The following is a 12181-nucleotide window of genomic DNA, read 5'->3' as shown; positions in this document are numbered from 1 at the left end:
ATTGCTTTTGAAAAGGATAGTATTATGAGAAACGTAGATTTATCCCCTCTTTATCGTCAAGCTATTGGTTTTGACCGTTTGTTAAACCTTGTTGAAAACAATAACAAGAAAACGTCTAACTCCAATGGATATCCTCCATACAATATCGAACAAAAAGATGAGCACAGCTACCGTATAACAATGGCTGTTGCTGGTTTTGCAGAAGACGAACTGTCTATAACGCAAGACGAAAATATGCTGATCGTATCCGGTGAACTTAAGCCAAGTGATGTACAAACCAATTATGTATATCAAGGTATTGCTGAGCGAAACTTTACACGAAAATTCCAACTTGCCGATTATGTATTTGTAACAGGCGCAAGTATGGAAAACGGGTTGTTGCATGTTGATCTTGTTCGTGAAATTCCAGAGTCTGCGCAACCGCGTAAGATTTCAATCAACAAATAAACAACGATCTTAACGCCTTAGGCAATTGTCCTTGTGTTCGAACAATCGAATACCGAAGGTGCAAGAGTCTGATGCTGTTCGATGGAATCCTAACAGAAGCGCAAATCTCATTGATTCAATTGTGCGCGTCTGAAAGTTAAAAAATTAAATCAATTAAGCATTATTTATTCTAATGCTTGATAGGAGAGATATTTATTATGAGTAGAATTATTGGTATTGATTTAGGTACAACAAATTCATGTGTTTCGGTTTTAGATGGTAAAGCACCACGTATTATTGAAAATGCGGAAGGTGAGCGCACAACCGCATCTGTAATCGCTTATACAGACGGCGAGACTTTGGTTGGCCAGCCTGCGAAACGTCAAGCAGTAACCAACCCAGAAAACACGCTATTTGCAATTAAGCGTCTAATCGGTCGTCGTTTTGAAGATAAAGAAGTTCAGCGTGATATCGAAATCATGCCTTACAAAATTGTTAAGGCTGACAACGGTGATGCATGGGTAGAAGCGAAAGGCCAAAAAATGGCTGCTCCTCAAGTATCTGCTGAAGTTCTTAAGAAAATGAAGAAAACGGCAGAAGACTTCCTTGGTGAAGAAGTGACTGGCGCTGTTGTTACCGTTCCTGCTTACTTTAATGATGCACAGCGTCAAGCAACTAAAGATGCGGGTCGTATTGCTGGTCTTGATGTTAAACGTATCATCAACGAACCAACAGCTGCAGCTCTAGCATACGGTCTAGACAAGTCAGGTGGCGATCGTACGATTGCGGTTTACGACCTTGGCGGTGGTACTTTTGATATTTCTATCATCGAAATTGACGAAGTTGAAGGTGAAAAGACGTTTGAAGTACTCGCCACTAACGGTGACACTCACCTAGGTGGTGAAGACTTTGATACTCGCATGATCAATTACTTGGTTGATGAGTTCAAAAAAGAGCAAGGTATCGATCTTAAGAACGATCCACTAGCAATGCAGCGTGTTAAAGAAGCAGCAGAAAAAGCGAAGATTGAGCTTTCTTCTACTACTCAAACTGACGTAAACCTACCTTACGTTACTGCAGATGCGACAGGTCCTAAGCACATGAACGTTAAAGTGACGCGTGCGAAACTAGAATCTCTAGTTGAAGACCTAGTTCAACGTTCTCTTGAGCCACTAAAAGTAGCTCTAGCAGATGCTGACCTATCTGTAGGCGAAATTACTGACGTAATCCTTGTAGGTGGTCAGACTCGTATGCCTATGGTTCAAGCTAAGGTAACTGAGTTCTTCGGTAAAGAGCCACGTAAAGACGTTAACCCTGACGAAGCCGTAGCAATGGGTGCAGCGGTTCAAGGTGGCGTGCTTTCCGGTGATGTAAACGATGTACTGCTACTTGATGTAACGCCATTGTCTTTGGGTATTGAAACAATGGGTGGCGTGATGACCAAGCTGGTTGAGAAAAATACCACGATTCCAGCGAAAGCGAATCAAGTGTTCTCTACAGCGGAAGACAACCAAAGTGCAGTGACTATTCACGTTCTTCAAGGTGAGCGTAAACAGGCTACTTACAACAAGTCGCTTGGGCAGTTTAATCTTGAAGGCATCCAAGCTGCGCCACGTGGTATGCCACAGATTGAGGTGATTTTTGATATTGATGCCAATGGTATCTTGAATGTCTCAGCGAAAGACAAGCAAACGGGTAAAGAACAGAAGATCACTATCCAAGCATCCGGTGGCCTAAGCGACGACGATATCGAGAAAATGGTACAAGAAGCGGAAGCTAACAAGGAAGCGGATAAGAAGTTTGAAGAGTTAGTGACGACTCGTAACCAAGCCGATCAATTGATCCACGGCACCCGTAAGCAAATCGAAGAAGCGGGCGATGCACTTCCTGCGGATGAGAAAACTAAGATCGAAGCGGCTATCACTGAACTAGAAGAGGTGAAGTCTAGTGACAACAAAGAAGCTATCGACGTTAAAGTTCAAGCTCTAATAACGGCAGCTCAAAAGTTAATGGAAATAGCACAACAGAAAGCTCAAACACAGCAAACACAAGATGCTGATGCAAACCAACAACAGCCTCAAGATGATAATGTTGTTGATGCTGAGTTCGAAGAAGTGAAATAATCAGCGATTAAATGAATTGAGCATAGTGAGCAGTTGAATTACGCTATGTAAAATTTAAAATTACTGATATCAAGGGCGCGAGAGGGAACTCAAGCGCCCTTTTTGTGGATATAAAGATTGGAGTGAGGATTCGCATGTCTAAACCAGACTATTACAACGTGTTAGGCGTCTCGAAGGTTGCCTCAGAAAAAGAGATTAAAAAAGCCTATAAGCGCTTAGCGATGAAATATCATCCAGATAAAAACTCTAGCGATGAAGCTGAAGATAAGTTCAAACAAATCAAAGAGGCTTACGAGGTCTTAACGGACAAAGAAAAGCGTCAACAGTATGACCAATTTGGCCATGCAGCATTCGAAAGTGGCGGTTTTCAAGGAAATCATGCTGGTGGCGCTGGTTTTGAGGATATTTTTGGTGGTGCTTTTCGCCGTGGTGGACAAAGCTTTCATGGCGGAGGCTTTGGCGGCTTTGAAGATATGTTCGGGCAAACTCAAGGTGGCCGAAGGGGACCTGTGCCAAGAAAAGGACAGGATCATGAGTTCAAGTTAAGTGTTGATTTCATTGACGCCATTCAAGGGACTGAAATTCCAGTTGAGTTGCCAGTAAATGGCGAGCAAAAGAAAATCAATGTAAAGATCCCTGCTGGTATTAAAGAAGGTGAGAAAATCCGTTTCTCGGGTAAAGGCGGCTTAGGACTAAATGGTGGACCTGCCGGCGATTTACTTTTGTCCATTTCAATAAGAGAACACGCTTTTTTACACAGAGATGGCAACGATCTTATCTATAAAGCCGATGTTGATATGACAACAGCAGCTTTGGGAGGAGAGGTTGAAGTTTCGGTACTGGATAGCCGCTTTAAGCTAAAGATCCCTGCTGGTACACAAACAGGGCGTAAGTTTAAAGTGACAGGTAAGGGAGCAACGGATCGAAAAGGAAACACGGGTAATTTGTTGGTTAACATCAATGTCAAAACCCCGACCAACCTTAGCGACCAACAAAAAGAGCTCCTAGAGCAGTTTAAAGCCACATTGTAGTACTGTATAAAAGCCCCTTACCCCTTAGGTTTAAGGGGCTTTTATTTTTGCCGTTTTAGAGTTAGAACAAGCTTGCCTTCAAGCTAGTTGCGACTACTTCGGCCTTGGGTCCTAGAACAACTTGAGCTCCTGACTTACCCACTTTGATGATTCCTTTCGAACCTAACGCTTTCAGTCTATCTTCGTTAAATGTCTCAGTATCAACAACCTGTAACCTTAGGCGCGTAATACATGCGTCGACACTTTTGATGTTGTTTTTTCCTCCCAAGGCTTCAACATAGGCAGCAACATCGACAGTTTCCAATGAGTCATTCTTTTTCTCATTCGTTGTTTCTTCTGCTTCTGGGATTGGCAGTTTGAATACCTTAATCAATGTTAGGAAAACAGCAAAGTAGGCTAAAAAGAACACAATTGTCAGCGGTATTAGCATCCACGCGTTGGTAGCTAAGCCCCAATTGAGTACAAAATCAATAAAGCCCGCAGAGAATCCAAAGCCATGCAGAATCCCTAGGGAGTTCGTTATGATCATCGCGATGCCACTCATAACAGCATGTACGACATACAGGGCTGGAGCCATAAATAGGAAACTAAATTCAATGGGTTCGGTAATACCTGTTAGAAATGAAGTTAGCGCCAATGAGCAAAGTAAACCTGCGACAAGTGGGCGTTTCTCTTTTGCCGTGGCGATGTAAAACGCAAGGGCTGCGCCAGGTAAACCTCCCATCATAATAGGGAATGCCCATGCCATATAAACTCCAGCAGTAGGATCCCCTGAGAAAAATCGATTCAAATCCCCACGCGCTACGTTTTCAGAGATTTCTGTAATAACTGAACCAGCTACTCCGGGCACCGATTGTCCAATGGTTAGAGGAGCCACAATGTCTGGACTGAGGCAAACGAACTGCAGTGAAGAAGCCACTTCATAGCTTACACGTACGCACTCTCCTAAACTGAACCAGAACACAGAATGTAGGAAGTAATGCAATCCAAATGGAATGAGTCCACGGTTCATTATGCCGTAAATAAAATGACCAATAGGGCCACTTTCTGATATCCAGTAACTAAACGCATCAATATTGGCTTGGATAGTTGGCCATATTTCACCACAAACAAATGCGGCAATAAGACAAAACAAGCCAGCCATAATTGGCGCTAGTCGCTTTCCGGAGAAAAAGGCAAGAAAATCGGGGAAGGCAACTTGATAGAATCGGTTGTAGGCATGACCGGCAATAATGCCCGATATAATACCTGCGAAGAATCCCAGCTTAATATCTGGGTTAATAGCGACGGTTGCTTCGGTTAAAATGAAGTAGCCCACGAGACCGGATAAAGCCGCAGCACCTGAATTATCCTCAGATAACCCGATAGCGATACCTACTGCAAAAATTAGAGCCAGATTATCAAAAATGCTGCCTCCAGCTTTGGCGATAAAAGCGATATCGAGTAGGTCCGGTTGACCAAATCGAAGCAGTAATGCTGCGACGGGTAAGGTCGCAATCGGTAGCATTAGAGCTTTGCCTAAACGTTGAATATACGTAAACATAACAATTACCTAGTGATATAAAGTAGGGGTCTAGCAGTGCTAGTGACTAGTTAGCACCGCTAGAAGGGGAGTTTCTTTCAGGCTTTTTAATCCTGTTCAAACTTGTCAGATACAGTAGAGACAGTGGGCAATTCCATTGCGGCAATTTTGAGTTCGCCTTGAAGTTGTTCTTCAGACGCATAACCTAATTGCTTCCAAAGGTGAGAGTGTTGCACTCCATATCCCTTGACCAATAGCGCAACCCAATCCATTCGAGTCCGATAAATACTTTCTTGGATGGATTTTAAATATTTTTCCACTACGAAACCCTCTATGTTGTGACTTGAGCAGGGTACGACTATTGAGTCTGAGAACTAATATTTGTTCATCATGTATTGGTACTTTTCTATCAATAGCTATTACTCTTGTTATTATTAAGTACTATTCAGTCATTAATGAATACTATATTGAAGGGGGTTCGTTCGTGGTGGATAGAGTAAAACTAGAAAAAGTACCTCAGCGCCAAGGAGCTTCTTGGCGATGCCTTGCTACTTGGAATTGTGAAGGGCTGTGTGAGCGGCACTATCACCATGAATATGAACTGGTGCTGCATCGAAACACTGCTGGTAAAGGGTCGATAGGGCATTATGAAGGCGTTGTGGAACATAATTCATTGTGGCTAATAGCACCGAATACACCACATGCATTTAATTGTCAGTCCGACTCTAAAGATAAGCCAGCACAACGTATTAGTGTGTGGTTTAAACGAGAATGGCTAGCCAACATGATGTTCAATTGCATTGAATTACGTAAGTTAGAGGCGTTATTAAAGCGTGCTCAAAAGGGGATCTGCCTCTCTAAAGAAACGGCTGAGCGGGTGTATCGAGTAGTGAGCAAACTGGATAATATCACTCACATTGAACAACTGGCTTCATTGATTACGCTGCTTGGTATTATCTCTGAGGATAAGCAAGCGACGACCTTACTGTCTTTTGCTCGAGACAGCGCATCAGATCATAAGGCAAATAAAATACACACAGCTGAAAAAATTGAAAAGTTAAGCCATTTTATAGACAGCAACTATCACAAACCAATAACCTTAGGCGATTTGGCTAAACATTTATGTACTAGTGAAAGTTCGATTCATCGCATGTTTGAAGCTCATTTTCGTGAGAGTTTTAGCCAGTACTTAAAGAAGTTCCGGCTTAATCATGCTGCAGAATTATTAGTGCAGACGAAGCAACCTATACAATTGATTGCTGAGAATGTTGGCTATCACAATCAAGCTAACTTCAATCGACTCTTTAAGCAATACAAACAAATGACGCCAAGGCAGTATCGAGTGCAGTTTGGTTGAACATCATCGCTGGAACAAAAAAAGGCCAACATCAAGTTGGCCAAAAGTGTAATAAACACTAAGTAGGATAGGTCTAGGACTATCTACAAGGTAAACGAGTTAGCGTTCATCAACTAATTGATAAACCCATAGTGGACATGAGATATTTAAACATCTAGCTCGTTATTTCACTGGGCTGAAAGATCAGCCCTAGTAATTCACACTGTACGGTTTTGTATTGAGGTACAGTAACATTCAGGTATTTTGAGCTGAAGGCTCAGGTTATTTCGCGTTTCTATCTGCGTGTTCGCACAGTACACGGGTAGTTTTAGCAACGTCTAAGCCAATCTTACAATCGACAATTGGTCCGGTAGTAGTACTACCGCTTCTCGCTAAAGAAACAGAAGAAATAGTGATGGTTGATAGTATAAGTGCGTTAATGAATATCTTTTTCATGCTGAGTACCTCTAAAAATTTAGGTCTGTACCTTTCTCGTTTAAAGCTTTGATGTCAGACTTTAAACGAACGATGCGAGACTGCTTAGCAAATCCATCATCTTCCATTTTGAGGGTAAGCTTCTCAACTGGATTCATCATAAGTTCAACACGTTTTCTTGACGAGGAAAGTCAAGATTTACTAATTGGAAATTCAGAAAGTGAAACAAAATGACTAGGTCGCCAGACCCTAGCCTTACCCTAATAACACGGAGTTGGTGATGAGCCTAAATCTTGATATTCACAATATCCTAGTCATAAAGAGAATGTACGAACTTCGCAATGTAAAGTTGGTGGCTGAATCTTTAGGAAAAACTTCCGGTGCGATTAGCAAAAATCTAGCTAAATTAAAAACACAGTTAAATGACCCTTTGTTTATTCAAACAAGGACAGGCTTTGATCCAACAGCTTTTGTTGAAGCAAATATTGGCAATTTTGAGAAGATATTGGCGTACGTGGATTTAGTTCAGCACAAGGAATTCTCACCCGCAAACCTAAACAGCTCCATAAGTATCTATGCGCATACCTTATTTTGGGACCGCTATGGAGGTGACTTATATCTTTCCCTGATTGAGGAGGCACCGAACGCTAAATTTTCATTTCTTCCGTGGGGAATAGGCCCTAAAGAGCGAATGATCAATGGTGAGAAGTCGGTTGCAATTCATAATTTTGATGAGTCTTTGCCTCAATCGGTCGCACAAAAAGAGCTGGTTTACGACAAAGCCGTATTTTTTGTACGCAATGATCATCCGGCGCAAGATCTTCAAACGCTAGTTAAATACCCTATGGTTGTTCTAAAGATCTCTGGGTGGAATGATCACAATAAATACCGAATGCTTGAACGATTAAGTAACATTGGCTACCACATTATTCCTAAAGTTGAAGTTGAGTACCCCGTCATGAGCCATAACATTGTGCGTAAATCGGATCATTTTGGACTTACCACTGTTGATAATGTGCCGGAGGGTTGCCGGATTATTGATATTCCGAAAATTGAGGGTATGGATATCAACTATGTGATGAGTTGTCGTCGTGCCCAGCGAAACGATCCACAAACTGAATGGCTGTTTGATAAAATACTGAGAGCTATTCGAAACCAGTAATGACCGAATGGTCTAAACGCCTAAATGGAAAATCTGTATTTCCTCGTTTTTGCTATGCCCAGCTCTTAGGATATCTCATTAGTTTTTGAGTTAGATGAGATGCACAGCGAAGACCATGATGACTTACTGCGAAATCATATTGCTAATGGTGACTTTTCAGGGAAATACTGCCTCTGCAGAAGACGTTTTTCACATAAAGCACAACTCCGGTCATCAATGTATTGTAGTGACCTCTTTTGAACAGGTACCCATATCTGATAACGCTGTTATATCAGTGGGTCAAGGCCATTTTTCTGACCTAGATTTCAAGGAATACAAACCTCCCATCAGCGTAATTCGGCAAATATCTCATCGAGGCATACATACTGATATTGAGTCGTATTCTGATGTTTATTTTCTGAATTCCCCTTTTACTTTCTAAGTATCACTTTAATAAAACATGATTGGGTGTTGGGTAATTCTCGTCCAAATAAAAGCATATTTAGGTATAGAAAAATTTACGAACTGAAGGTAGCTGTGCATGCTTGAGAACCCGACCTGTATCAAAATCGCTCAACTATCCTTAGTGTTTACAATTTCTACCAGTATTTTATATGTGTACTCATGGCCATTTGCGTTTCTTTTTCCATTGCTATGTTTACACATTCGATTCTATGAACTGGCAGCGATGCCGCTTCGAGAGTATGTCACCTTATTTTTTGTAGCGTTCAGTGGTATCGCTTTTGGTTTTGGCATTAGCTTTCTTTATCCTATCTCCCCAGCGTTGTTTGTTGCTGTATTAGGTGCTTCAATTTTCTCGGTGCATTTTTGGGACAAGCAGAAACCTCATCAACTGCATACAGCACTAAGAGTGATAAGTGTGGTTTTGGTGTCTGCAATCACGATGGCAGACCACTCAATTGTGCCTCTTTTTACTTTAAGTTTAGTCGTCAGCTTATTGTTGGCTATGATGCTTTGCTATGTGTTAGATAAATTAGTGGCTTATTTCTATAAACACGAAGATATGTCGGCTATCGAACATCATCATGAAGCCACCGCACATGAACCAACTAACGAATGGCAGGCGTTGCTCATTTTCCTTCCCGCTACCTTCATTTTTATTTGGCTGGAGTTGTTTTACTACTACGTTGCTCTAGTGGCTATTTGTGTATTGACGCTCAATCCTGATTTGGCATTTATTAGAAATAACAGCAAACAATATTTAGTAGCTAACCTATTAGGATGCTCAATTGCATTAGGTGGGTATGCTCTTTATGCCGTTTTTGAGCCTTATATTGATGCAAAGTTGCTACTGGTTTTCAGTGTGACATTTTTGATGAGTACATTGCTTGGTGTCATCATATACCGCACTCAATTCAACTCAATCGCACAGTTTGTACTATCACCATTTGCTTTGCTGTTTGTTCAGTCGGATAGAGTTGATTTCAACATTTTTGATAACTATCAGTTACGGCTTGTTAGTGTTTTTATGGCGGTAGTCTATGTGTATGTAGCGGCACAGATTGTGGCGAGTTACCGAGAAAAGTCACACAAAAAACATAACAAAAAACCTGCATAGCGCAGGTTTTTGTTTATCTATCAGGAAGATTGCTATCTATTTTCGTAGCGATTGTAGTCCAGTAAGCCATATTCTATCGGTTGGTCATTTTCATACCACGCATGGATCTTGTCGCTAAAAGGCCAAAAACGAAGATCGGTGCGCCTGATGGCAAAGCGGTCTAGTAGTTCCTCGTAGTCGTCATCATCTTCTACCTCCCGGATCCGTTTTACCAGTTCTGGTATTTCACGCTCTTGCAGGCTCAAGAAAGTCGCGGGGTAGCTTCCCAAAATGCCGTTCACTAGTGTTAACGTATCGGCTTCAGGCTTTCGACTGTCCTCTTCACTAAACAAACTAGAGATGTTGGTATGCGCATTGCTGTGAACTAAGGTAAATACATGCTGCTGACCATTATCGGCTTCTATGTTGATCGTTATCAGTTGTGGGAAATACTCGATTCCTCCTCCAACGAAGCTACTTACTTCTTGTAGCATTAACTCACTGTCTCGTTTTAGCGGAGTATCCGTTAATTCGTAGCGTTTATCGAGTACTGGGGAAACTCTATCCGTGAGTAGAGTCAGTAACTCCGTTTTCGGGTCATTAGTGCGGTATTCAATTCCGGATTCCTGATTGAACGGCTTAGCATTGCGCGTAAGGTAGTCGGTGAATTCAATAGATTGCCCCTCGTACCAGCTAGACAAAATTTTGTGCCGTGATTCTTTCGGTAATAAGGCAATGAAATTAGTTTCACCTTCAATTCGCAATAAATCCATATACATACGCGTGATTAGCTGATGACCGAAATTGCCGTAGATATCAAAGCCTGCAACTAATAGGTAATGTATTCGTTCAAGCAATGAATAATCGATAACCCATGCTGTTTTGGGTTGATTGCCAACGAGGCCTTTGGTGACACTAGCACTATCAAAATGTCGGAATATGGTGAGTGCTGCATTAGGATTTTTTTCTGCACCACCATCCCAGACGATATCAATATCTAGATGCTCGCCATTTTTGAAATAGTTGTTCATAAAATTGGTTTTCTCGGTCAAATAGATAGACTGTGCCTTAGAAAACTCTATCCAATTGAAGAGTGGAGTAGTATTGCTGTCGAGTTGACCTGGTAGCTTCATATTCTCCGCTTGAGAGCGAAGAAAATTCGTAGCAATCTTATTATCAACTTGTCCTGGGTTGGCAAAGAATACCCAAAAATGGTCGTTGATAACGTTGAGTGCCAACTGCCCCCGACATACAGGACCTTTGATAAAGGCCATAATGGTATTTTGGGCTTCATCAAGCATGAATCTATAACGAGAGTTCACCGGAATATCAGCAAAGGCCATTATAGGGTTGGATGCCACTTTTAGCTGATAACTTGGTAGCTTAGTGATGGTGTAGTCTTCCTCATCAAACCATTTCAGCCACTTACCCATTCTTTCAGAGTTTAGTGCAAACGGCATGTGGGTCTTATCAACGATCGTTTCGCGCTCGCGAATCAATCGGTAGTAAACTCTATCAACATTTGGGTCACCATAAGGTCTGCGAGTGGAAATACGTTTGACAGGCTCACCTGGAGGCGTTGAAGAGCGAACAAGATTAAAGAATAACTTCTCCTTGTGATCAGAGAAGTAAAGATGAGAAAGAAATAAGTGCTCATAGATATAGCGACTAGTTAGTTGGCGCTTAAGATCATCTTGATTGAAGTAGCTTTCCCATTGTTCAACGGCATCCTGCTGTTCTTTAGTCAAAGGAGGAAGCTTAGACATGCTAGCTCCTTGGCGCAGCCATGCAAGTAGGGTTTGTTGCTCATCATTGGCAAGAGCAGGCATGCCATAAGGCATACCTGCGAGCGGCTGTTCTTCTTTGTATGCTTGAATTGAATCAGAGGTAGGGCAAACAAAGGTACGATCGAGACTGAAATCAAAATCATCATCGTCCAAGATCACGTCGTCAGGTAACGGGAACTCTTCTTTTTGAATCAGTAGCTGCGCCATCACTCCTGCTTCAATGTTGGCATCTCTACGTTGCAGGCGTTCATTTAGCACAGGATAAAACCCGTGTGTTCGCCACTCTTCAGTAGAATGAGCATCTTCATATAAGCGCGTGGGATTGGTTGCAGTCAGACGAGCACCTTGATATACCAATGCGGTAGTTGCGCCGCGATCTATGCCCTCAGGAGAGGTCAGTTTTAGTTGGCATGGTGCGTCGTAACAGGCATGGCAAACCACACAGCGCTTGTCGAGAATCGGTTGAACCTCATCGATGAAGTATTGGGCTTGAGAGAAGTCATGAGCGACCATTCTGTCTTGAACCTTTTCTGGGCCAAAAAGCTCTTCAAAGTTCAGTCCTACATAAGAAGCACAGCCTGAGAAGGCGATAACGAAGGCAATCAGTGCGTACTTTTTCATTAACGTCCGTATCCTTGATCAAAGTAACTCTATTTATGATGGTTGCAACTGCAATTAGAGTCAAAGTATGTATTGGTATACATACAACTATTAGAGGCTAGAATGTGTTTATTGACGAAGTTTTGTATAAATTCAGCGAGTTTTGATTCTAGCTCGTGTGTTTAAATGGGCTCTGTGAATGGCCGTTTGATGGCTAGCGCC

11 protein-coding genes are annotated in these 12181 nt (G+C 42.0%); 6 read left to right on the top strand and 5 right to left on the bottom strand.

Translation table 11 applies throughout. The features are described from left to right. The first annotated feature begins 24 nt into the window (after positions 1 to 24). From OCU48_RS18875 to OCU48_RS18865, 3 genes are all read left to right on the top strand, one after another. On the top strand, positions 25 to 447 hold the full coding sequence (locus OCU48_RS18875; RefSeq protein ID WP_141346607.1) for an Hsp20 family protein: 423 nt from the start codon (positions 25 to 27) through the stop codon (positions 445 to 447). Positions 448 to 644: 197 nt separating this feature from the next. Further along, the gene (gene dnaK, locus OCU48_RS18870) at positions 645 to 2549 is read left to right on the top strand and encodes a molecular chaperone DnaK (protein ID WP_141346606.1); all 1905 of its coding nucleotides are present in this window, start codon (positions 645 to 647) and stop codon (positions 2547 to 2549) included. A 134-nt stretch (positions 2550 to 2683) separates the two neighbouring features. Beyond that, positions 2684 to 3580, top strand: coding sequence for a DnaJ C-terminal domain-containing protein (locus OCU48_RS18865; protein WP_141346605.1), 897 nt, complete (start codon positions 2684 to 2686; stop codon positions 3578 to 3580). A 61-nt stretch (positions 3581 to 3641) separates the two neighbouring features. Here OCU48_RS18865 and nagE read toward each other — a convergent pair whose 3' ends face one another. Beyond that, a complete protein-coding gene (gene nagE / locus OCU48_RS18860; RefSeq protein WP_141346604.1) occupies positions 3642 to 5129 on the bottom strand; it encodes an N-acetylglucosamine-specific PTS transporter subunit IIBC in 1488 nt (495 codons plus the stop codon). An 80-nt stretch (positions 5130 to 5209) separates the two neighbouring features. Further along, positions 5210 to 5422 (bottom strand): hypothetical protein, encoded by a 213-nt coding sequence (locus OCU48_RS18855; RefSeq protein WP_141346603.1) that lies wholly within the window; start codon positions 5420 to 5422, stop codon positions 5210 to 5212. Between the two features lie 41 nt (positions 5423 to 5463). Here OCU48_RS18855 and OCU48_RS18850 point away from each other — a divergent pair, with 41 nt between their 5' ends. Further along, positions 5464 to 6459 (top strand): AraC family transcriptional regulator, encoded by a 996-nt coding sequence (locus tag OCU48_RS18850; RefSeq protein ID WP_244312357.1) that lies wholly within the window; start codon positions 5464 to 5466, stop codon positions 6457 to 6459. 261 nt (positions 6460 to 6720) lie between these two features. On the opposite strand, the gene OCU48_RS18845 is transcribed toward OCU48_RS18850, so the two are convergent. Then, positions 6721 to 6894: a hypothetical protein gene (locus OCU48_RS18845; RefSeq protein WP_167496218.1), complete on the bottom strand. Its 174-nt coding sequence runs from the start codon at positions 6892 to 6894 to the stop codon at positions 6721 to 6723. Positions 6895 to 6905: 11 nt separating this feature from the next. Beyond that, on the bottom strand, positions 6906 to 7034 hold the full coding sequence (locus tag OCU48_RS18840; protein ID WP_280176881.1) for a hypothetical protein: 129 nt from the start codon (positions 7032 to 7034) through the stop codon (positions 6906 to 6908). A 119-nt stretch (positions 7035 to 7153) separates the two neighbouring features. Here OCU48_RS18840 and OCU48_RS18835 point away from each other — a divergent pair, with 119 nt between their 5' ends. Together OCU48_RS18835 and OCU48_RS18830 are read left to right on the top strand one after the other, a co-directional pair. Further along, complete coding sequence (locus tag OCU48_RS18835; RefSeq protein ID WP_141346602.1) at positions 7154 to 8035, top strand: LysR family transcriptional regulator; 882 nt, start codon at positions 7154 to 7156, stop codon at positions 8033 to 8035. 520 nt (positions 8036 to 8555) lie between these two features. Beyond that, positions 8556 to 9593, top strand: a complete 1038-nt coding sequence (locus tag OCU48_RS18830; protein ID WP_141346601.1) for a hypothetical protein — start codon at positions 8556 to 8558, stop codon at positions 9591 to 9593. Positions 9594 to 9625: 32 nt separating this feature from the next. On the opposite strand, the gene OCU48_RS18825 is transcribed toward OCU48_RS18830, so the two are convergent. Continuing rightward, the gene (locus OCU48_RS18825) at positions 9626 to 11980 is read right to left on the bottom strand and encodes a fatty acid cis/trans isomerase (protein WP_141346600.1); all 2355 of its coding nucleotides are present in this window, start codon (positions 11978 to 11980) and stop codon (positions 9626 to 9628) included. Positions 11981 to 12181 lie beyond the last annotated feature (201 nt).

The sequence above is a fragment of the Vibrio inusitatus genome (assembly GCA_024346935.1).
Lineage (GTDB): Bacteria > Pseudomonadota > Gammaproteobacteria > Enterobacterales > Vibrionaceae > Vibrio > Vibrio inusitatus.
Note: the sequence above shows the minus strand (reverse complement) of the source record. Positions and strands in the feature narration are given on the sequence as shown.